The organism is Streptomyces sp. NPDC041191, assembly GCF_055591945.1.
On sequence record NZ_JBVIZC010000013.1, the window covers coordinates 164,949 to 186,019 of the forward strand.

At 72.9% G+C, this 21,071-nt stretch carries 20 protein-coding genes and 1 pseudogene; 8 read left to right on the plus strand and 13 right to left on the minus strand.

Going from position 1 to position 21,071, the window contains the following annotated elements:
- Window positions 1–516: 516 nt before the first annotated feature.
- The 7 genes from ACZ6AQ_RS25315 to ACZ6AQ_RS25345 all read right to left on the minus strand — a co-directional run bounded on the left by ACZ6AQ_RS25315 (window position 517) and on the right by ACZ6AQ_RS25345 (window position 6,517).
- Window positions 517–954, minus strand: a complete 438-nt coding sequence (locus tag ACZ6AQ_RS25315) for a hypothetical protein (protein ID WP_388692472.1) — start codon at window positions 952–954, stop codon at window positions 517–519.
- 105 nt (window positions 955–1,059) lie between these two features.
- Complete coding sequence (gene ung, locus ACZ6AQ_RS25320; RefSeq protein ID WP_468762559.1) at window positions 1,060–1,743, minus strand: uracil-DNA glycosylase; 684 nt, start codon at window positions 1,741–1,743, stop codon at window positions 1,060–1,062.
- Window positions 1,744–1,825: 82 nt separating this feature from the next.
- Window positions 1,826–3,406 carry an ABC transporter substrate-binding protein gene (locus ACZ6AQ_RS25325; protein WP_468762561.1) on the minus strand — a complete coding sequence of 527 codons (1,581 nt, stop codon included), beginning with the start codon at window positions 3,404–3,406 and terminating at the stop codon, window positions 1,826–1,828.
- Window positions 3,407–3,554: 148 nt separating this feature from the next.
- Window positions 3,555–4,322: an SDR family oxidoreductase gene (locus ACZ6AQ_RS25330; RefSeq protein WP_468762563.1), complete on the minus strand. Its 768-nt coding sequence runs from the start codon at window positions 4,320–4,322 to the stop codon at window positions 3,555–3,557.
- 28 nt (window positions 4,323–4,350) lie between these two features.
- Entirely contained in the window at window positions 4,351–5,112 is a 762-nt protein-coding gene (gene fabG, locus ACZ6AQ_RS25335; protein WP_388692316.1) for a 3-oxoacyl-ACP reductase FabG, read from the minus strand.
- Between the two features lie 179 nt (window positions 5,113–5,291).
- A complete protein-coding gene (locus ACZ6AQ_RS25340; protein ID WP_468762565.1) occupies window positions 5,292–5,675 on the minus strand; it encodes a DUF3037 domain-containing protein in 384 nt (127 codons plus the stop codon).
- The gene (locus ACZ6AQ_RS25345; protein ID WP_468762567.1) at window positions 5,672–6,517 is read right to left on the minus strand and encodes a HipA family kinase; all 846 of its coding nucleotides are present in this window, start codon (window positions 6,515–6,517) and stop codon (window positions 5,672–5,674) included. Before ACZ6AQ_RS25345 ends, ACZ6AQ_RS25340 begins: the two co-directional genes overlap by 4 nt.
- Window positions 6,518–6,918: 401 nt before the next feature.
- Here ACZ6AQ_RS25345 and ACZ6AQ_RS25350 point away from each other — a divergent pair, with 401 nt between their 5' ends.
- From ACZ6AQ_RS25350 to ACZ6AQ_RS25360, 3 genes are all read left to right on the plus strand, one after another.
- Window positions 6,919–7,305 (plus strand): zeta toxin family protein, encoded by a 387-nt coding sequence (locus ACZ6AQ_RS25350; RefSeq protein ID WP_468762569.1) that lies wholly within the window; start codon window positions 6,919–6,921, stop codon window positions 7,303–7,305.
- A 34-nt stretch (window positions 7,306–7,339) separates the two neighbouring features.
- A complete protein-coding gene (locus ACZ6AQ_RS25355) occupies window positions 7,340–7,609 on the plus strand; it encodes a GlsB/YeaQ/YmgE family stress response membrane protein (RefSeq protein ID WP_388692366.1) in 270 nt (89 codons plus the stop codon).
- A gap of 411 nt (window positions 7,610–8,020) precedes the next feature.
- Complete coding sequence (locus tag ACZ6AQ_RS25360) at window positions 8,021–8,194, plus strand: CsbD family protein (RefSeq protein ID WP_388692368.1); 174 nt, start codon at window positions 8,021–8,023, stop codon at window positions 8,192–8,194.
- A 205-nt stretch (window positions 8,195–8,399) separates the two neighbouring features.
- On the opposite strand, the gene ACZ6AQ_RS25365 is transcribed toward ACZ6AQ_RS25360, so the two are convergent.
- From ACZ6AQ_RS25365 to ACZ6AQ_RS25375, 3 genes are all read right to left on the minus strand, one after another.
- Complete coding sequence (locus ACZ6AQ_RS25365; RefSeq protein WP_468762571.1) at window positions 8,400–8,807, minus strand: ATP-binding protein; 408 nt, start codon at window positions 8,805–8,807, stop codon at window positions 8,400–8,402.
- A 223-nt stretch (window positions 8,808–9,030) separates the two neighbouring features.
- On the minus strand, window positions 9,031–9,663 hold the full coding sequence (locus ACZ6AQ_RS25370) for a response regulator transcription factor (RefSeq protein WP_468762573.1): 633 nt from the start codon (window positions 9,661–9,663) through the stop codon (window positions 9,031–9,033).
- Complete coding sequence (locus tag ACZ6AQ_RS25375) at window positions 9,663–10,934, minus strand: sensor histidine kinase (protein WP_468762654.1); 1,272 nt, start codon at window positions 10,932–10,934, stop codon at window positions 9,663–9,665. Before ACZ6AQ_RS25375 ends, ACZ6AQ_RS25370 begins: the two co-directional genes overlap by 1 nt.
- 199 nt (window positions 10,935–11,133) lie before the next feature.
- Here ACZ6AQ_RS25375 and ACZ6AQ_RS25380 point away from each other — a divergent pair, with 199 nt between their 5' ends.
- Window positions 11,134–11,871 carry an ABC transporter ATP-binding protein gene (locus ACZ6AQ_RS25380; RefSeq protein WP_468762575.1) on the plus strand — a complete coding sequence of 246 codons (738 nt, stop codon included), beginning with the start codon at window positions 11,134–11,136 and terminating at the stop codon, window positions 11,869–11,871.
- The gene (locus ACZ6AQ_RS25385) at window positions 11,865–14,321 is read left to right on the plus strand and encodes an ABC transporter permease (RefSeq protein WP_468762577.1); all 2,457 of its coding nucleotides are present in this window, start codon (window positions 11,865–11,867) and stop codon (window positions 14,319–14,321) included. Before ACZ6AQ_RS25380 ends, ACZ6AQ_RS25385 begins: the two co-directional genes overlap by 7 nt.
- A gap of 272 nt (window positions 14,322–14,593) precedes the next feature.
- Here ACZ6AQ_RS25385 and ACZ6AQ_RS25390 read toward each other — a convergent pair.
- Together ACZ6AQ_RS25390 and ACZ6AQ_RS25395 are read right to left on the minus strand one after the other, a co-directional pair.
- Window positions 14,594–14,734, minus strand: a pseudogene (locus ACZ6AQ_RS25390) (VOC family protein); the annotation flags it as partial.
- A 177-nt stretch (window positions 14,735–14,911) separates the two neighbouring features.
- Entirely contained in the window at window positions 14,912–16,849 is a 1,938-nt protein-coding gene (locus tag ACZ6AQ_RS25395; protein WP_468762579.1) for a BTAD domain-containing putative transcriptional regulator, read from the minus strand.
- 137 nt (window positions 16,850–16,986) lie between these two features.
- Here ACZ6AQ_RS25395 and ACZ6AQ_RS25400 point away from each other — a divergent pair, with 137 nt between their 5' ends.
- Complete coding sequence (locus ACZ6AQ_RS25400) at window positions 16,987–17,865, plus strand: alpha/beta fold hydrolase (RefSeq protein ID WP_468762581.1); 879 nt, start codon at window positions 16,987–16,989, stop codon at window positions 17,863–17,865.
- 325 nt (window positions 17,866–18,190) lie between these two features.
- Here ACZ6AQ_RS25400 and ACZ6AQ_RS25405 read toward each other — a convergent pair whose 3' ends face one another.
- Window positions 18,191–18,811 (minus strand): TetR/AcrR family transcriptional regulator, encoded by a 621-nt coding sequence (locus tag ACZ6AQ_RS25405; RefSeq protein WP_468762583.1) that lies wholly within the window; start codon window positions 18,809–18,811, stop codon window positions 18,191–18,193.
- Window positions 18,812–18,913: 102 nt separating this feature from the next.
- Between ACZ6AQ_RS25405 and ACZ6AQ_RS25410 the strand changes: the two genes are divergently transcribed.
- Both ACZ6AQ_RS25410 and ACZ6AQ_RS25415 read left to right on the plus strand, forming a co-directional pair.
- Window positions 18,914–19,495, plus strand: a complete 582-nt coding sequence (locus ACZ6AQ_RS25410) for an NADPH-dependent FMN reductase (RefSeq protein ID WP_468762585.1) — start codon at window positions 18,914–18,916, stop codon at window positions 19,493–19,495.
- Between the two features lie 2 nt (window positions 19,496–19,497).
- Complete coding sequence (locus tag ACZ6AQ_RS25415) at window positions 19,498–20,664, plus strand: serine hydrolase domain-containing protein (protein ID WP_468762587.1); 1,167 nt, start codon at window positions 19,498–19,500, stop codon at window positions 20,662–20,664.
- Window positions 20,665–21,071 lie beyond the last annotated feature (407 nt).

The window sequence follows — 21,071 nt, forward strand, 5'->3', positions numbered from 1 at the left end:
AGCTCCTCGGGGGCCCGGCCCGCGAGGCCCTAGAAGCGGCGCTCCCCGCTCTCCCGTCCCCCGCCGCGTCCCGGCCGGCCCCGACAGCCGGGGGGCAGCCGCGGACGACGGCCCCGTCGGGCCGGGAGGCGCTCCGCCCCGGCGTCGTACCACGACAGCGGGAACAGCCGCGTCCGGCGGCCCGGCCGACCCCGCTGAACCCTCCGGGCCGGCCGGCCCTCCCGGACCGGCCGGTCCTCCCGGACCGGATGAACCCACCGGACCTCCACGGCTTGCCGACCCTGCCGGGAAGGACGGCCCTGCCCGGTCTCTGCGCTCCGGGCGACCGGTACGGCGGGTGGAGGCCCGGCGGCGACCGGCCGGGGATCTGCCTCGGCGCCCACGGCCGGTGAGGCACGGGGTGTACGCCCGGTGAGGCACGGGACGTACGGCCGGTGAGTGGCGGGCCGTGCCCTGCGGAGGGACCCGGGAGCGGCCTCCGGGAAGGTCCGGGGCGGCCCGGCCCGTTCCGACGCCTCACTCCTCCCGCAGCCGCAGTTCCAGACGCTCGATCGCGGCCCGCACCCCGTTCCCGTAACCGTCGTCGTCCAGGTGGTCCGACGCCGCCCGTGCCCGGTCCAGGTGGGTGCGGGCGGCGTCGGGCCTGCCGAGCTTGACGTAGTCGGCGGCCAGGTTGAGGTGGAGCGACGGGTACAGCGCCCGGAGGGCGACCGTCGGGTCGTGGGCAGCGAGCCGCTCCTCCGGGAGGCTCTCGGCCGCGCTCAGCGCCCGCAGGTCCCAGGCCAGCTCGGTCTCGGGGTCGTCCTGGGCGTCCGCCATGTAGTGCGCGAGCGTGCAGCGGTGCAGGGGGTCCCCGTCCGGGCCGATCCGCTGCCACAGCGCCGTGAAGCGGTTGCGGGCCTCCTCGCGGTCGCCGCCGTGGAGCAGCATCAGGGCCTGCCCGATGCTGGTCATGACCCCGTCGTCCGACACCTGCTGCTGCCCGGTCACCGCGACCTCCACAAGACCACCACTGGAAGGACCGACGCTAGCCGCACCCGGTCCGGATCGGACCGAGGCTCAGCCGAGGTCCGGGATGCGCCAGTCGATCGGCTCGTGGCCCTGCGCCGCCACGGCCTCGTTGATCTGCGTGAAGGGGTGCGACCCGAAGAACTTCTTCGCCGACAGGGGCGAGGGGTGGGCCCCCTTCACCACCACGTGCCGCTCCTCGTCGATGAGCGGCAGCTTCTTCTGCGCGTAGTTGCCCCAGAGGACGAAGACGGCCGGGTCCGGGCGCGCGGCGACGGCGGTGATCACCGCGTCCGTGAACTTCTCCCAGCCCTTGCCCTTGTGCGAGTTCGCCTCGCCGGCGCGGACGGTCAGCACGGCGTTGAGCAGGAGGACGCCCTGCTCGGCCCACGGCATCAGGTAGCCGTTGTCCGGGATCGGGAGGCCGAGTTCGGCGTGCATCTCCTTGTAGATGTTCCGCAGGGAGGGCGGGGTCTTCACGCCCGGGCGGACCGAGAAGCAGAGGCCGTGGCCCTGGCCCTCGCCGTGGTAGGGGTCCTGACCGAGGATCAGGACCTTCACCTTGTCGTACGGGGTGGCGTCGAGGGCGGCGAACACCTCGTCCTTCGGGGGGAAGACCGGTCCCTTGGCGCGCTCCTCCTCGACGAACTCGGCGAGCCGGGCGAAGTACGGCTTCTGCAGCTCCTCGCCGAGAACACCCCGCCAGGACTCGGGCAGCATGCTGGTGTCGGTCACGGTCAACAACCTCCGGTGGACGTTCCTGTCTACGTCCCCGAACCTACCGGGGGCCACTGACAGTGACCCCCCGCGGGCTCTCCTACCAGCTGGCGCGTCGGCTCAGCTCCCAGAGCTGCATGACCGTCTGCGGGTCGAGGGCGCGCTCGCCGCCGCCGATGTCCTCGCCGGCCGCGATGTAGAGCTTGCCCTGCCACAGGGGCAGCAGCCGGACGTCCTGGACCATGATCTCCTGGGCCGCCACGAACTCGTCCGTGACGGTCGCGCGGTCGCTCTCGCGGCGGGACCGGGGAAGCAGCACGTCGGTGATCCGGGGGCTCAGGTAGGGCGTGCCGAGGGCGTTCTCCTTGCCGACGAAGGGCGCGACGAAGTTGTCCGGGTCCGGGAAGTCGGGGAACCAGCCGCGGCCGAAGACGGGGTACTCGCCCTTCTGGTAGGCCGCCTGGTACTCCGTCCAGGGCTTGCCGTGCAGGGTGACCTTGAAGAGTCCCGACCGCTCCAGCTGCCGCTTGAGCTCGGCGAACTCGGCGGCCGTGGAGGAGCCGTACCGGTCGGTGGTGTACCAGAAGGTCAGCGGGACGGGTTCGGTGATGCCGGCGTCGCGGAGGATCTGGGTGGCCTTCTCGACGCTCGGCGCGCCGAAGTGGTCGAAGAACTTGGTGGTGTGGGCGGCGACGCCCTTGGGCACCATGGAGTACAGGGGCTCCGCGGTGCCCTGGTAGACCCGGTTGATCAGTTCGTCGCGGTCGACGAGCTGGGCGATGGCCCTGCGGACGGCGGGCTTGGCGACGGTGGGGTCCTGGGCGTTGAAGACCAGGTAGCGGATGTCGGCGCCGGTCGACTCGACGATCTGCAGGCCCTTGTTCTCGGGCTTGTCGTCCTGGAGGGAGACGACCTCCTCGGCGGTGAGGCCGCGGTAGGTGGCGTCGATCTCCTTCTTCCGGAGCGCGGCGACCATCGCCTCGGACTCCTCGAAGTACTTGATGGTCACGCCGCCGTTCTTGCGGTCGGCGAAGCCCTTGTACGTCGGGTTCCTGGTCAGCTCCGCCGTCTTGCGCTCGGAGTACGAGTCGAGGACGTACGGCCCCGATCCGGTGACCTTGCCGTCCTTGGCGCGGAGCCGGTCGGCCGGGTAGTCGGCCGGGTCCACGATGGACATCGCGGGGGTGGCCAGGACGAACGGGAAGGTGGCGTCCGGCTTGTTGAGCCGGAAGACGACCGTGCGGTCGCCGACGGTCTCGATCTTGTCGAGGGAGCCGAGCATGCCGTTGGGGCCGCCCTTGTGGTTGATCGTGCGGATGCGCTCGATCGAGTACTGCACGGCCTTGGCGTCCAGCTTGTGCCCGTTGGAGAACGTCAGGCCCTCCAGGAGCTTGCACTCGAAGACCCGGCTGGAGGTGTCGGTGAATTTGCATTCGGCGGCGTCCGCCTGCGGAAGGGTGCTGCCCGTCGGGAAACTCACCAGTGTCTGGAAAACATTCCGGAACATTTCCCACGCGTTGTCCCAGGATGCGGCTGGATCAAGCGTGGAGGGCGAACTCGTCGTGCCGACGACGATCCTCTGGTTCCCTGCGGATTCGCTGTCGGAGAAGACACCGCATCCGGATATCAGGGATATGGACACAAGGGCTGCAGCCGCCTGCAGACTGGTCCGGTTGAACACGTGCACGCTCCTCGTTCAGCCTGGGGTCGGCCGACGATACCGCAGCGCCCCGCCAGGTCAATGTTCGAGCCTGACGGGGCACTTGAGGCATTCGATGGGGAACCGGCCCCAATCCGGACACGAATTCCGGAAAGTGTCCGATTATCGGTCAGCCGACTCCGGCGTTCAGGAAAATACCGCCGTCGACGACGAGCGTCTGACCGGTGATCCATTCCGATTGCGAGGAGGTGAGGAAGGCCGCCGCGCCGCCGATGTCCTCGGGCACGCCGAGCCGGCCGAGCGGATACGAGGCGGCCGCCTCCGCCTCGCGGCCCTCGTAGAGCGCCTGCGCGAACTTCGTCTTCACCACGGCCGGGGCGATCGCGTTGACCCGCACCACCGGGGCGAACTCGTGCGCGAGCTGGAGGGTCAGGTTGACCATCGCGGCCTTGCTCATCCCGTACGCCCCGATGAAGGGCGAGGCGGAGACGCCGGCGATCGAGGCGATGTTCACGATCGCCCCGCCGTTCTCCTTCTGCCAGGCGTGCCAGCTCCGCTGCGCGAAACCGAGCGCGGAGAGGACGTTGATCTCGAAGACCTTGCGGGCCACGTCGAGGTCGAGGTCCGCGAGGGGGCCGAAGACCGGGTTCGTCCCCGCGTTGTTGACGAGGAAGTCCAGCCGGCCGAAGCCGTCCACGGCGGCCTCGACCGCGGCGGCCCGGTGGGCGTCGTCGTGGGCCTTGCCGGGGACGCCGATCACCCGGTCCGCGCCGAGCCGTTCGACGGCCTCCTTGAGCGCCTCCTCGCCGCGCCCGGTGATGACGACCCGGTCGCCGCGGGCGACCAGCGCCTCGGCGATGCCGTAGCCGATGCCCCGGCTCGCCCCGGTGACGAGGGCGACCCTGCCGGACAGCTCCGGCCGTTCCCGTGTACTCACGCTCTCCTCCTCCTGTTCCGGCCGGCCGTCAGTTGAGCGGGCCGCCGGCCACGTACATGACCTGGCCGGAGACGAAGCCGGCGTCGTCGCCCGTGAAGAACGCGATGGCGTTGGCGACGTCCTCGGGACGGCCGACCCGCTGCACCGGGATCATGGTGGCGGCGGCGGCCTGGAACTCCTCGAAGCCCATGCCGACGCGCTCGGCGGTCTGCGCGGTCATCTCGGTGACGATGAAGCCCGGGGCGACGGCGTTGGCGGTGATGCCGAACTTGCCGAGCTCCTTGGCGAGGGTCTTGGTGAAGCCCTGCAGACCGGCCTTGACGGCCGAGTAGTTGGCCTGGCCCCGGTTGCCGAGCGCCGAGGAGGAGGAGAGGGAGACGATCCGGCCGAAGCCCGCGTCCACCATGTGCTTCTGGCACGCCTTCGCCATCAGGAAGGCACCCTTCAGGTGCACGTTCATGACGAGGTCCCAGTCCGACTCGGACATCTTGAAGAGCAGGTTGTCACGGAGCACGCCCGCGTTGTTGACGAGGATCGTGGGCGCTCCCAGCTCGGCGGCGACGCGCGCGACGGCGGCCTCCACCTGGGCGCCGTCGGAGACGTCGCAGCCGACCGCGAGGGCGGTGCCGCCCGCGGCGGTGATCTTCTCGACGGTGTCCTTGCAGGCCGCCTCGTCGAGGTCGAGTACGGCGACGGCGCGGCCCTCGGCCGCGAGGCGGAGCGCGGTGGCCGCGCCGATGCCCCGCGCGGCGCCCGTGACGACGGCTACGCGCTGCTCGGTGGTGGACATGCTTGGTTCTCCTCGCCCTTGGATCGTCCCTGGTGGCGGCCGGGCCCGGACGTCCGCTCCTGCGTCCCGCACATGAGCGACCGCTTAGTATCGTCCGCAGACGAGACGCTAGAAGCCCTGGCACCCGGTGTCAACGGCCCACCGGGTGCACCTGGCCACTCCCGGCCCGGGGCGGGCGCTCAGCGCACCAGCAGACCGAGCAGGCGTTCCACCTCGGCCTCGGGATCGGCGGTGAGGCCCGTGTGCACCGGCCCCGGCTGCACGACCGTGGAGCGCGGCGCGATCAGCCAGCGGAAACGGCGTCCCGCGTCGTCGCTCCCGGCCTGGCCGGCGGCGTCCCCGCCCAGGCAGACCCCCTCGACCGCGCGCAGCGCGGCCCGGACGCCGGCCACGTCGGCCGCCGGGTCGAGCACGGCCAGTTTGGCCTCGTCCAGGTGCGTACGGGCGGCCACGAAGGAGCGGGCGCGGCAGTAGACGACCACGCCCGCGTTGAAGCACTCGCCGCGCTCGACCCGCGGCACCACGCGCAGCAGCGCGTACTCGAAGACGTCGCGGTCGCTCACGTGGTGCTGTCCTTCTCGGTGGGGTGCGGCCGGGGTACGAGGCGTTCGGCGAGCCAGCCGGGCGGCCGCTGCGGGCGGCTCTCGGTGCGCGGCCCGAGCGTGATCCGCTCGTGGATGGTCGCGGCGCGGGGCAGCAGCGCCTCGACGTAGGCGGCGCGCACCTCCTCCGGACCGGTGAAGCCGGGCTCGTCGACGAGCCACGCGTCGGGCACGTCGGCGGTGACCTCTTCGAGGAGTTCGCGGGTGACGAGCGGCGCGAGTTCGGCCGCGGCGGCGGCGATGTCCGGGCCGAAGGGGGCGAGCGCGTGGTCGGAGGCGTCGTACGCCTTCGCGGCGGAGGCGGCGGCACCCGGCCAGTTGTGGTGCCAGATCATGGTGGCGCCGTGGTCGATGAGCCACAGGTCGCCGTGCCAGACGAGCATGTTCGGGTTCCGCCAGGACCGGTCGACGTTGTTGATCACCGCGTCGAACCAGACGACCCGCCCCGCCTCGGTGGAGTCCACCTCGTACGCCAGCGGATCGAAGCCCAGCGAACCCGGCAGGAAGTCCATGCCCAGGTTGAGCCCGCCGCTCGCCTTGAGCAGCTCCTGCACCTCCTGGTCGGGTTCGGAGAGCCCGATGACCGGATCGAGCTGGACGCCGACGAGTTCCGGCACCCGCAGCCCGAGCCGGCGGGCGAGCTGCCCGCAGACGACCTCGGCGACCAGGGTCTTGCGCCCCTGGCCCGCGCCGGTGAACTTCACGACGTACGTGCCGAGGTCGTCGGCCTCGACGATCCCGGGGAGCGAGCCGCCTTCACGCAGGGGCGTGACATAGCGGGTCGCTACGACCTCTTCCAACACTTTCTCAAGCCACCCATCTCTTCAACCTTGCAATCCACGGACGACTTCTCCGGAGCTGAGAGGCGGGAATCGCCGGTCGACGGGGCTGGGGAGAAGCTGGGGAGTTTCGGCCGGCGCGCCGGCCTCCCCGCTCCCCCAGCAGACCGTCGACGGCGCCGCGCCGCTTACTGCCGGCCTCCGGCACGAAGTGAGCATAGTAACCGAGGGTGATCGCCGGGGAGGAATGTCCGAGCCACCGAGCAAGGGGCACAACGAACTCTCCGGCTTCCGGCACGGTCGAGGCGCAGGTGTGCCGAAGCGCGTGGTGAGCAGGGGGGAGAACTTCTTCCTCTCCCCTCCGGCTTCCCCCACGGCGGCTCCACCTCTACCGGCGGGAACACGTCGATGTGACGGAGGAACCCGTGGCGCGTCTCCTGGCCGCCGGGTACCGGGGGGGGGAGGCGCCCATCGTCGCCGTCCACGAGGCCGAGAGCCGCAAGGGCGCGCTGGACCGCTACCTCCAGCAGCACGAAGCCTTCGGCCGGGGCCGGAAGATCGACGTCCCGGTCCACGACGCCTGCCACCACGGCAGCGTGCGCGCCGCCGGGGCCCCGGACGCCGGGCCCCTGGCCCACAGCGTCTTCGTGGTGCGCCGCGACGCGAGCGTCGTGCAGGGAGCGCACCGTGGCGCGGGTGGCCCCGTCGGCGTCGGCGAGCAGGGCGGCGACGACCGCCTGCGCCGCCGGCGCGCGCAGAGAATGGGGAACGGCAGGTTTGAAAGCCTTCCGATCGCGCAAACGCTCTCTTGACACAGGCTTTATACGAGCAGGTAGGAGACGCATCATGGGCATCATCGCGTGGATTCTCATCGGCCTCATCGCCGGTTTCATCGCGAAGGCGATCATGCCGGGCAAGGACCCCGGCGGCGTCATCATCACCATCCTGATCGGCATCGCCGGCGGCCTGCTGGGCGGCTTCCTCGGCAAGGTCATCTTCGGCGTCGACTCCATCGACGGCTTCTTCGACCTCTCCACCTGGATCGCGGCCATCATCGGCTCCGTCATCCTCCTGGCCCTCTACCGCCTCGTCACCGGCAACCGACGACACGCCTGAGTGGTCTCTCGAAAACCGCACCACCTGTGAAACGGCTCCGTCCCTTCGTCCGGGACGGAGCCGTTCGCCGTGCCCGGGCCTTCTTCTCCCCGGCCGTGGAGGGGCCGGATCGTCGCCTTGTTCGGCACGCCGGGGATGCCTGACGAGGAAACGACGGCCGTTCCCGCCCGTAGGCCATCGCCTCGCCGAGCGCGACCCGCTGCGGTTGGTGTCGGCTTTCCCCTGTGCCCCTGTGCCCCTGTGCCCCTGTCCCGGCGGGTCGGCACCGCGAACTTCTGACGGGGCGGGGAGAACGTGCCGGCCTGCACTCATTCAAGTGGTGCGGTCGCCGTGCACACGGAGGTTTGCCGGAGCGGCGGGCGGTAAGGCGGACGGCGGGAAGAGGATTCCGCAAAGCGAAAGGTGGATGTCATGGCCGGGGACGAGAAGGTTCAGGCGAAGGCCGAGCAGGCCAAGGGCAAGGTCGAGGAGACGGCGGGCAGGGCGGTCGGCAACGAGCGGCTGACCGCGGAGGGCCGCGCCGACCAGGCCAAGGGCGACGCCCGTGAGGCCAAGGAGAAGATCAAGGACGCGCTCACCGACTGAGCCGTGCAGGACGGGCCCCCACCCTCTCTCCCCGGGTGGGGGCCTTCCGCGCGCTCGTCGAGGTCTCCGCCGAAACCGTTCCGCCCCGGCGACCCTGCTGCGCTGTTCGTCCTCCCGCCGATCCCGCCCGGCGCCGCTTCGTCGCCGTTCGCGCGGATGCCGACCGTGCGCCGGAACCGTGGAAAAACGAATCGGACGGGGGTCTCTACGCCGCGCCGGAGACGTCGGCCAGGGCGAGGCGGGCGGTGATGCGCTTGCCGGCCGGGTCCCGCTCGACGGACAGCTTCTCGGCGACCTTCTTGATGATCTCCAGACCGTGCTGGCCCACCCTGCCGGGGTCGGCGGCGCGAACCACCGGAACGGCCGGATTGCTGTCCCACACCACGACGTCCACACCGCCGGCGCCGATGCGCAGCTGCATCAGGACGGGCCCCAGGGCGTACTTGTGGGCGTTGGTGACCAGTTCGCTGACGACCAGCTCGGTCAGGTCCCGCACACGCTGCGACACCGGCAGGCCGTACTCGGTGCGGATCCTCTCCAGGAAGGCCGCGGCATGGCGACGTGCGGCCGCGATGCGGCTGCCCCCTCCCTCCAGCGTGTAGTCGGCACGCACCAGACCCTCCTCCGCCGGAGGCTGGGCACCGCTTTCACCACCGGTATCACGTTCCACTGGACCCGTCCTCCTTCTCGCTCACGCAGCGCGGCTACCCGACCGAATGACCCTTGAATCGGGGCAGACCGATCACGCCGCCGAAGCCGTGGTGACCGCCGTGTCCGGAGCCGCCCCGCTCGGCCTGCTCGGCAACCGGGCACGGGGGCCCGGTGTCCCCGGCGGTTCATGCCCGCAGGTAGGTGAGGACGGCAAGGACCCTGCGGTGGGTCTCGTCCGCCGGGGGCAGGTCCAGCTTGGTGAGGATGTTGCTGATGTGCTTGCCGATGGCGGCTTCGGACACCACCAGCTTCTTGGCGATCGCGCCGTTGGACTTGCCTTCGGCGATCAGTACCAGCACCTCGCGTTCGCGCGGGGTGAGGCGCTCCAGCGGATCGCGGCGGCGGCGCAGCAGCCGGCGCACCACCTCGGGGTCGACCACCGTTCCGCCGTCCGCCACCTTGTGCAGCGCTTCCACGAACTCCTCGACCTGGCCCACTCGGTCCTTGAGCAGATAGCCGACGCCCGATCCGTCGCCGGAGTCCAGGAGTTCGGCGGCGTACGTGCGCTGCACGTACTGGCTGAGGACCAGGACCGGGAGGGTGGGACGCTTCGCGCGCAGCCGTACTGCCGCGTGCAGGCCCTCGTCCTGGAAACCGGGCGGCATGCGTACGTCCGTCATCACGATGTCGGGGACGTGCTCCTCGACCGCCGCGACCAGTGCCCGTGCGTCCCCGACGGCCGCCACCACCTCGTGGCCGCAGCGGCCGAGCAGACCGATGAGCCCTTCCCGCAGCAGCACGCTGTCTTCGGCCAGCACTACGCGGAGCGATCGGCCGTTTCGGTCAACTCGCAAGGAAACTCCACACGCAACAGAGTCGGTCCGCCCGACGGACTGGTCAGGGCGAGTCTGCCATCCAGGACGGACACCCGGTCCGCGAGGCCGGTGAGGCCGCTGCCGTCCGCGGCGTCCGCGCCGCCGCGGCCGTCGTCCCGCACTTCGAGGAACAGGCGTCCGTCGCGATGACCGCCGCTCACCCGTGCACGGTCGGCCCCGCTGTGTTTGGCGACGTTCGCCAGCGCCTCGCAGACCACGAAGTACGCGGCGGACTCGACGGCCCGGGCCGGCCGGCCCGGCAGTTCCAGGTCGACGTCGACGTCGATCGCGCAGCGGTCGGCGGCATCGGCGACCGCGGTGTGAAGACCGTAGTCCGTGAGGACCTTGGGGTGGATACCGTGGATGAGCTCGCGCAGTTCCGCGAGCGCCCGGCCCGCTTCCTCCTGGGCCTTGGCGAGGTGGTCGGCGAGCGGACCGGGCGGGGTGTCGAGGCGGGCCAGTCCGAGGGCCATCGTGAGGGCCACGAGACGCTGTTGGGCGCCGTCGTGCAGATCGCGCTCGATGCGGCGCCGCTCGGCCTCGAACGCCTCGACCAACCGGACGCGGGAGCGGGCCAGTTCGACCACCTTGGCGCCGAGCTCTCCCTCGCGGGAGGCGATCAGCAGCCGGGCCAGCTCGGCGCGGGCGCCCGCCGTGACGCCGAGCACGTACCCGCAGAGGATCATCAGGAGCAGGCCCAGAACGGCGACGCCGAACGCGGCCGGCCAGGTGGTGACCGTCCACTGCTTGAGCACCTTCGCCTCGTGGCCGTCGCCGACCGTGGCCATCAGCAGCGGGGTGGAGACCACGGACAGGGGACAGAGCAGGGCGACCGTGATCGCCAGGGCGTCGACCGGCCACAGCAGCCCGGCGAACAACAGCGTGTAGCCGAGCTCCCGCCAGGTCGCCTGCTCGCGCAGCCGGGTGGTCAGCCAGGCCCGCAGTCCCGGCGCGGCCGGCACCTGGTGCGGGCCGGAGACCGGGTCGCGGTGGACCAGGCGCAGTCTGCGCCGCTCCACCTCGGCCACCGGGATCCCGCTGAGGGCGACCAGGACGAGCAGCGGCAGCCCCACCAGGACGAAGACGAGCACACCGCAGACCGCGGCCATCACCACGATCCCCACCAGGGTGGCGACGCCGGTGACCGCGCCGGTCAGCAGGTACGCGGCGGAGCGCCATGGCCAGGCCGACAGCAGGAAGCCCGGCCGGGACATGGCCTGCCACACGTTCCGAGAGTGCATGGGCACGACCGTAAGGGGCTCCCCCGGTCCCCTGCCATCGGCCCGGGGCCCGTATCGGAGGTATGCCTGGCCCTACCCCGGGTCTCGTCCTGGCCGTACTGCGTCACGAGAGGCTTCACGGGTTGAGTGGAGGCACCGACGACGCCCAGGGGAAAGTACTGGTGGGGGACACATGACCAACGACGCCATCCGATTGTGCTCCGTGAGTCGGCGGTACGGCTCGGGCAGTACGTCCGTCACCGCCCTCGACGAGGTGTCGCTCGCCTTCCCGAGGGGGACCTTCACCGCCGTGATGGGCCCGTCCGGGTCCGGCAAGTCGACCCTGCTGCAGTGCGCCGCGGGCCTGGACCGGCCCACGTCGGGCTCGGTCACCGTGGGCGACACCGAACTGACCACGCTGAGCGAGACCAGGCTGACCCTGCTGCGCCGCCGGCGCATCGGCTTCGTGTTCCAGGCCTTCAACCTGCTGCCCTCGCTGACCGCCGAGCAGAACGTGGCCCTGCCCCTGCGGCTGGCGGGCCGCCGCCCGAAGAGGGCACAGGTGCGCGAGGTGCTCGAACAGGTCGGACTCGGCGACCGGGCCCGGCACCGGCCGACGGAGATGTCCGGCGGCCAGCAACAGCGGGTCGCCCTGGCCCGCGCCCTGATCACCCGCCCCGACGTGCTCTTCGGCGACGAGCCGACCGGCGCGCTCGACTCGCGGACCGGCCGCGAGGTGCTGGCCCTGCTGCGCGGCATGGTCGATCGGGACGGCCGGACGGTCATCATGGTCAGCCACGACCCCGTCGCCGCCTCCTACGCCGACCGCGTCGTCTTCCTCGTCGACGGCCGGGTCAACGGTGAGCTGACCGCCGCCTCCGCCGAGGACATCGCGGCGCGCATGGCCAAGCTCGAGGTGGCGCCGTGCTGAGCACCACGCTGCTTGCCCTGCGCACGCGCTGGGTCACCTTCGTCGGCAGTTTCGTCGCCCTCTCCCTGGGCGTGGCCCTGATCGCCGTGATGGGGCTGGCCCTGGCGTCCTCGCTGGACGCTCCCGACCGGGGACCCGAGCGGTTCGCCGCCGCGCCGGTCGTCGTCAAGGGCCGGGACACCCTGGAGGTGTCCACCCCGATCGGCGACCGCACCCAGAAGCTCGCGCAGCCGCGAGCCGTGCCCGGCGACGTCGTCGCGAAGCTGCGGGCCCTCGGGACCGTCGTCGAGGACCGGTCGTTCGCCGTGCGGGCCGGGGGCGGGCCCCCCGATCTGGTGGGCCACCCCTGGTCCACGGCGGCCTTCGCGCCGTACCACCTCGACGCGGGACGCGCGCCCCGGGCCGCGGACGAGGTCGTCGTCAGCGGTGACTGGGCCCGCCCGGGCACCCGGCTGCGGACCGACGGCGGCACGGTGCGCGTCGTCGGCACCGTGGCCGGGCTCGGCTTCGAGAACGCCGTGTTCTACACCGGCACCCGCGCCGCCGAACTGTCGCCGCGCAGCCTCCAGCTGGTGGTCGACGCCGACGCGGCGGCCGTGCGCGAGGCGGTACGCGGCAGCGAGGGCGTCCGGGTCCTCACCGGGGACGCGCGCCGGTACGCCGACGCCGACCCCGACCGGGACGTCAAGGCCCTCACCGCGATGAACGCCATGTTCGGCACGGCCGGCGGCGTCACCGGGTTCGTGTCGGTGTTCGTGGTGGCCTCCACCTTCGCGTTCGCGGTGGCCCAGCGACGCCGCGAGTTCGGACTGCTGCGCACCGCCGGGGCGACCCCGGGACAGATCCGCCGCATGGTCGTGTACGAGGCGCTCGCGGTCGGCGTGCTCGCCTCGGCCGCCGGCTGTGCGCTCGGTTCCCGCGGAGCGCCCGAACTCGCCGGGTGGGCGGTCGGCGAGGGCCTCGCGCCCCGCTGGTTCACCATCGGCGACTACACCTGGCCGTACCACATGGCGTTCTGGACGGGCCTGTTCATGGCCCTCTGCGGCGTGCTGACCGCGTCCTGGCGGGCCGGGCGCACCGGTCCCACCGAGGCACTGCGCGAGGCGTCGGTCGACACCCGCCCGATGACCCGGGTCCGTTGGCTGTTCTGCGCCGCCCTGCTGATCACCGCCGCGGTGACGCCGGCCCTGGCGCTGGTGACGGACCCGGGCGACCTGCTGCGGCGCAAGACCTATGTGAGCCGCCCGATGCTGCTGATCACCGCGGTCGCGCTGCTCGCGCCGGTGCTGGTGCGGCCGCTGACCCGGGCGATCGCCTGGCTGCCGGCCCAACTGCCGGGCGCCGGGGGGATGCTGGTGCGGGAGAACGCCGCCGCCGGGGTCCGCCGCACCGCCGCCGTCGCGGCGCCCGTGCTGGTCACGGTCGCGCTGGCGGGCTCGCTGCTCGGCGCCACCGCCACCCTCGACGGGGCGAAGGCCGACGAGGTGCGCGAGCGGACGGCCGCCGACTTCGTGGTCACTCCCCCGGGCGACGCCGGTTTCGACAGGGCGACGCTGCGGCGGCTTCGGGCCGTGTCCGGTGCCGACATCTCGCCGAGCTCGTCGAGCGCCGTGTACGTCCTGGAGGACGGCGTGGCGCTCATCAGGTCCGACGCGAGGGCCGTCGAGCCGGGACCGCTGGCGGCAACGGCGCGTCTCCCGCTCGCGGCGGGGACGGTGCGCGACCTGGACGACGACTCGATCATCGTCAACGGAGAGTGGGAGAAGCACACCGTGGGCGAGCGGGTGGACGTGTGGCTCGGTGACGGCACGAGGAAGTCGCTGGAGATCGCCGCGGTCATGACCGTCGGCACCGGCGACAACGGCGTCTACGTCACCCCGCGCAACGCCCTCGCGGCGCCCGTCGACCGGGTCGACGTACGCGTCGCGAACGGTGGCGACGCGGGCACCGTGGCCGCCGATCTGCGTCGGGCGGTGCGGGCCTCGGGCGGGGAGGTCCTCACCGGGGACGCCTGGGTGCGGGCGGCGTACCCCGAGACCGGCCGGACGACCCGGACGGGCTTCTTCCTGGTCCTCGGGATCGCCCTCCTCTACACCGGTATCTCGCTGGCCAACACGATGCTCATGGCGACCTCCGACCGCGTCCGCGAGCTTGCCGTGCTGCGGCTGGCCGGCGCCACCAGAGGGCAGGTGCTCCGGCTGGTGAGCGCCGAGGCGCTGACGGTGGTCGTGGTCGGCGGACTGCTGGGAGCGCTGGTCGCCGGGCTCAACCTGGTGGGCATGTGGAGAGCGCTGGGCCTGCTCTCGGTGCGGACGTCGATCGAGATCCCCTGGGGAACGCTCGCGGGGGTTCTGGGCGCCTGCGCGGTGCTCGCCGTGGGCTCGGCGGTCGTTCCGGCCGCGCTCTCCCTGCGCCGCGGGGCGACGGAGCCGACGGGCGCACGCGAGTGACCGCTGTGCCGACGCCCGGCCGCCCGGCCGCGGACCTCGTGGACCGCGGGCGGAGGGGCCCTTCCTGTTGACGGTGGGGCCCGGGATGCCGTGCCGCGAGGTCCGCGGCCTCTCCCGGGCCGGTCCGCGCCGCCGCCGCGTGCTGCGTGCTGCGTGCTACGTGCTACGTGCTACGTGCTACGTGCTACGGCGAGATCGCCGCCCGGTACGAGGCGGCCGTGCCGGTCGCAGCCGTGGACGGACGGTGGCGACCGGCACCACCGCAACGGCCCTCAGACCACGTCGAACTCGTTGCCTTCCGGGTCCCGCACGGCCACGGCGTACAGCCCCACGGCGGGCTCGTCCTTGATCTCCAGCACGGTGGCACCGGCTTCGACCAGCCGCTCCACCGCGGCCCCGACCCGCCCCGGGCGGCCGTCTGCGCACCGGGCCGGGCGGCGCGGGCGGCTTCACCGTCCCGGCCGGACTTCCCGCGAACGGAGCCGTGCGAGACGGTCCGCGAGAGCGCCGGCCGGGCCGGAAGCCGTGTTGCCCGGCCGAGGGGGTGAGCGGGTGGAGGGGTGGGGGAACGGGGTCGTGGACGACGCCGGTCACCCCTCGCCGGCGCACGCCTCCGCCTCCGCCAGATACCGCGCCACCGGCCCCAGCGTCAGCAGCCCGCTCGCCCCGCCCGCGTGTTCGGCCCGGGCGGGGCGCAGGGCCGTCGCCGCGCGGGCGGCGACCGGGCGCTCACCGAGACGGGCGGCGGTGTGGGCGGTCAGGCACCAGAGGGCCTCCTGCATGTGGTCGAGGGGCGGTTCGGGCGCCGCGATCAGGGCGGCGCGGGCCTCCTCCACCCGGTCTCGGGCGAGCAGCACCAGGGGCCGCGCCCAGGGGTGGTACGGGCCCCAGTCGAGGGCGGGACCGGTGGGCGCGGGACGGTCGTGCAGCAGGCGAAGGCCCAGGAGGGCGAGGGCGAACAGGCCCCGGTGCAGCCCCGGCATGCCCCCTGTCCCGGCGAGGGCGTCCTCGGCGGCGCGGTAGTGCGCCGCGGCCGTGGCGGCGGACGGCCCGCCCGGTTCGGTACTGCGGGCGGCCGTGGCCCGCGCCCGGAACCAGCCGGTGAGGACGGGGACGAGGGACGCCTCGGTGCTGACGGCGAGCCGTTCGGCGGCCCCGGCGTGCGCGGTCGCGGCGTCCAGGTCACCGGCGGCGGAAGCGGATTGCAGGCGGATGAGACGGCCGAGCACGACGAAGTCCGGCAGCTCGTGCCGGGTGGCCAGGGCGAGGATCTCGGAGCCGATCGCGTCCCGTGCCGCCGCGAGTCCGGGCCGGGTGAAGGACTGGAGGAACACGCCGTTGAGGGCGAACACCAGCAGGGCGGGATCGCCCAGCTCCCGGGCCAGCGCCGCGGCCTCGCGCGCCGCCTGTTCGGCGCGCCTCCGTTCGGCGGCGGACAGACCGGCGCTGCGGCTCTCGACCGCGACGGCGGCCAGCAGGCGGGCACGCAGTTCGGCGGGGCCGTCCGCGCCGAGCGCGGTGAGCGTACGCTCGGCCGCCGCGACGACGGCGCGGGACTGCTCGGGGTCGTCGGCACGGCTCCAGAGGGCGGGCACGTCGTAGGCGCCGATGACGCGGGCGGTCAGGGCGGCGTCCCCGGTGCGCTCCGCCGCCCGGACGGCGGCGAGACGGTCGCTCCGCGAGTGGACGAGGGCGTCGCCCCCCGCCAGGGCCAGGGTGCGCGCCAGTTCCACGGTGGTGCGGGGGCCGAGTCGTACGCCCGCGGTCCAGACGGTGCGCGCGTGCTGGAGTGTCGTGGCTCCGCGGAGGATGTCCGTCTCCAGGCGCCGGAGGCCGGCTCCCGGATCGAGCCCGAGCTGGTCCGCGAGCATCGTGCGGGCGCGGCGCAGGGTGGCCAGCGCGTCCGCCCGGCGGCCCGCCCGGTGCAGTGCGCGGGCCAGCAGTTCCCAGGCCGGCTCGCGCCAGGGGTGTTCGGTGACGTGGGCGCCCAGCTCGGCGACCAGCTCGGCTCCCGAACCGGAGTCGAGGAGGAGGCGGGCGCGCAGTTCCACCCCCTCCAGCCTCAGCTCCTCCAGCCGGGCCTGTTCGCGCCGGGCCCACGCGGAGCCGGTCACGTCGGCGTAGGCGGGGCCGCGCCAGGACGCGAGGGCCGCGTCGAGGCCGGCCGGCGCCTCGGGGGTACGCCGGGCGCGGGCCAGGGCGTCCTCGAACCGGTGGACGTCCACGTCCTCACGCGGCAGGCGCAGCGCGTAGCCGGGGCCTTCCGTGACGAGGACGCGCGGCGGCGTGCGGGGCGGCCGCTCGGGTTCGACGGCACGGCGCAGCGCGGCGACGAACGTGCGCAACGCGCCCACGGCGCGCGCCGGCGGCTCGGCCCACAGGTCGTCCACGAGGGTGTCGGTGGCGACCATCCGTCCCCCGGCGGCGACGAGCCGGGCGAGCACCTCACGGTGGCGGGGTCCGCCCAGGTCGACCGGGGTGCCGTCGTCGTGGAGGGCCCGCACGGCACCGAGTACGTCGATTCGCATGCCCTCCATCCTCCGTTCCGCGGGCCGCCCGCGTCGAAGCGTGCTGATCGGCTGCTGATCGCCGTCGGCCACGCTGACCCCGTCAGCTCCCGGACCGCGGCTCCCGCCGGTCCTCCGACCCCAGGAAAGGGCCTTCCATGACGCTCGCCATCCCCGGTTTCGACCACGTCCGCCTGCCCGGCGCCGACGGGGTGGAACTGGCCGCCGCCGTCGGCGGCGGCGGCAGCCCGGTCGTGCTGCTGCACGGCTTTCCGCAGACCCACCTGATGTGGCGGCACGTCGCCGAGCGGCTCGCCGGCGAGCACACGGTGATCTGTCCCGACCTGCGCGGCTACGGCGCCAGCGACAAGCCGGCGGCCACCGGCCCCGAGGTGTACTCCAAGCGCGCCATGGCCGCCGACGTCGTCGCCCTGGCGGCGGCGCTCGGTCACGAGCGCTTCGCCCTGGTCGGCCACGACCGGGGCGCCCTGGTCGCCTTCCGGGCCGGACTCGACCATCCCGAGACCCTCACCCACCTGGGCATCCTCGATGTCGTGCCGACCCTGGACATGTGGAACGTCCTGCACGGTGTCCCGGCGGCGGTCGGCTACCACCTGTTCCTCATGGCGCAGCCGCCGGGTCTGCCGGAGACGATGATCGCCAACAGCGCGGACGCCTTCTTCGGCTCCTTCCTCGACGCCTGGGCCGGGGACCCGGCGGCCGTGCCGGAACCGGTCCGGGCCGCGTACCTGCGGGCGAGCGCCGCGGCCGTGCCGTCGATCGTCGCGGACTACCGGGCCTCGGCGGGCATCGACCCGGCCCACGACCAGGCGGACCTGGACGCCGGTTCCCAGCTGGCCATGCCCGTGACGGTCGTCCAGCAGGACTGGGGCGCGCGGCTGGGCTACGACGCCGCCGCGCTCTGGCGCGCGTGGGCGCCGGACCTGGACCACCGGCTGACCGGGGCGGGGCACTTCATGGCCGAGGAGGCGCCCGACGAGATCACGGGGGCGATCCGCGACCTGCTGCTCCGCTAGGGCCTGTCGTTTGGATCAGTGTGTGGCACCCCGTGGCGCCCGAACACCAGGCAGAAGTGCCGGGTCCGCGAAGATCCGGTAACGCCCTTGAAGACCCGGCAACGCCCTTCCCGCTCTTCGGGATCTTGTTGGCCGGCACGGGGTGGTGTCGGGTGCCGGGCGCCGCTGGGCGTAGGACCTGACTGTGGCGTAGAAGCGACGACGGGTGCGTGGCCTCGGCGTGGGCTGTCCCCGGTCCTGCGGGAGCACCACCCGTCCGGGAGCGGCGTACAGCGAGGGTGCGTGCCGTGCGGCGCGGGTCCCGGCAAGATCCGGGAGAAAGGCCCTAACCCGCCCGGTAGTACGACAGGAACATGTCCACGCCCCGCTCGATCAGCCGCTCCGTCAGGTCCGGTGACAGGCGGTCGCCGTATGTGCTGTGGACGACGTGCGGGTACAGCACGAGGGCGTAGAACTGGATGATCGCGACCTCCAGGTCGGGGATCTCCAGCTCCGGCGTGGCGTGCAGCGCGGTGCCGAGGGGCTCCGCGAAGCGTTCCGGGCCCTGTTCGCGCCAGGCGCGTCCCAGGCTGGGGAAGCGGCGGGTCTCCGCGGCGATCAGGGTGCGCAGCCGCAGGACGTCGTCCTGGGCGATGCCCTGCACCCAGCCGCGGGCGGTGGCGATCAGGACCTCGCGGATGCCGTCGTCGGCCTCCAGTTGCCGGCTCATCTCCTCGGCGGTGGTGCCCAGCGCCTGCTCCAGCGCGTCGCCGATCACGTCGGCGAAGAGGTCCTCTTTGCTGCCGAAGTGGTTGTACACCGTCATCTTCGACACGCCCGCCTGAGCGGCGATCTGATCGACGCCGGCAGCGAAGCCGTGCTCGAGGAATTGTGCGCGCGCGGCGCCGATGATCGCCGCGCGTTTGCGGGCGGCGCGGTCGCCGGAGGGGTGGGTGCGTTCGTTCATCGGAGTCAGCCTAGCAGCCGAAGTGGACCCTTGAGTACAACTGGACTGTGCCGTACAGTCCAGTTCTGTTCGAGTGACACCGACCCGACGGAGCAGCCTGCCGTGAATCACCTCAACGTCCTTGCCCTCTCCGGAAGTCTGCGCACCGGCTCCCACAACACAGCGCTGCTGCGCGCCGCCGCCGAGCTCGCTCCCGAGGGTGTCGCCGTCGACATCTACGGCGGGCTGCGCGCCATCCCCCCGTACGACATGGACCTGGACACCCCGGACGCGCGCCCCGCCGCCGTCCGCGAGCTGCGCGAGCGGATCACCGCCGCGGATGCCCTGCTGATCGCAACCCCCGAGTTCAACTACTCGATACCCGGCGTGCTGAAGAACGCCGTCGACTGGGTCAGCACCGACTGGACCGGCACCGAGGGCCTGCCGCTGCACCGCAAGCCGGTCGCCATCGTCGGCGCGTCCCCGTCGGCCTTCGGCTCTGTACGGGCCCAGCTGGCGCTGCGGCAGGTGTTCGTGTGGACCAACTCGGATCCGGTCGTCAAGCCCGAGGTCATGGTCTTCCGCTCGCACGAACGCTTCGACGGGTCCGGCCGGCTGGCCGACCCCGTCACCCGCGAGCTGCTGTCCGACCTGCTCGGCGCCCTGGTGGCCAAGGCCGCGGACCGGCAGCCGGCGGGGGCCTGACGATGACCATCACGACAACAGGCACGACAGTGGTGCACGGCACCGCGGCCGAGGAGTTCAGCGCGGTACGGGACGCCTTCGGCGCCGTCGCGGCCGGTGAGCCCGGGCTGAGCGCGCAACTGTCCGTGCGGCTGCACGGGCGGGACGTCGTCGATCTCTGGACGGGGCCCGGGGTGACCGGGGACTCGCTGCTCGCGCTGTACTCGTCCGGCAAAGGCGCCGCCCATCTGCTGGCCGCGCTGCTGGTGCAGGACGGCGCGCTGGAGCTGGACCGGCAGGTCGCGCGCTACTGGCCCGAGTTCGCCGCCGAGGGCAAGGGCGGGTTCACCATCCGCGAGCTCCTCTCGCACCGGGCCGGCCTGATCGGCGTCCCGGAGGGCTTCAGTACCGCGGAGCTCGCCGACGACCAGCGGCTCGCCGAACGCCTCGCGGAGGCGCGCCCGTACTGGACACCGGAGGAGGGGTACGGCTACCACGCCTTCACCATCGGCGCCCTCATCGGTGAGGTGGCGCGGCGGGTCACGGGCAAGAGCCTGCAGCGGCTGTACGACGAGCGGTTGCGGGAGCCGTACGGGCTGGACTTCTACCTCGGGCTGCCGGAGGCCGAGGAGCCGCGCCACCTGTCCGTACAGCCGCTGCCGCCCGAGCAGCAGGCGCAGGCGGACGCGCGGGCCCCGGCGCCGGACTCGCTCACCGGCATCGCCTTCAACCTGCACGCCGACCCGCCCACCGACCTGGCGGACTTCGCCGGCATCCGGTCCGTACGGGCACAGGGGCCGGCGTCATCCGGCAGCGTCGGCACCGCGCGCGGCCTCGCCAAGCTCTACGCCGCCGCGATCTCGCCGGTGGACGGGCGCCCGCCGCTGCTCACCGCCGGCACGCTCGCGGAGTTCACCACCCCGCACACGCCGGGGGTGGACCTGGTCACCGGAGAGGAGGGGCACTTCCTGCTCGGATTCGAGGCCCAGCACCAGCGCTATCCGGGCCTGGGCACCCGGGCCTTCGGCCACAGCGGGGCGGTCGGTGCACAGGCCCTCGCCGACCCGGACAGCGGGATCGCGTACAGCTACACGCGGCGGCGGTTCGCGTACGGCGGGGGCGGGGGCGCCGCCGAGAACCGGCAGCTGGTCGCGGCCGTGACGAGCAGCGTCGCGGCGCTGCGGCGCTGAGTGCGGGGGCGGGCCGCCCGGATCGAGGCGGCCCGCCTCCGGCATCAACTGCGTCCGCCGACGGCTTCCTTCGCCGCCGTACCCGCCGACCGTGCCGCCGTCTCCCCGCCCGGCGTCCGCTCGAAGCGCCCGGCGACCACCAGCAGCACCGGTCAGGGACAACGGGCGCTGTCCAGGGGCGGCAGCTGACAGTGGGTTCGTACCCGCTCGATGACGGCGTCGATGCACACACCGAAACATGCGCTGGTGTGCCGATGCAGCTGGGCAGGAGCGGTATCCGCGTGCGGCAGTGGAGAACCTGCCCAACCCGCACTGAAGGGAGTGTCCGTTGACGGCCGTCCCCTCGGCCGCGACCGCCGAATCGTCTCCTCCTCCGTGCCCGGCTTGTGTCGCCGACCGCACCCGGC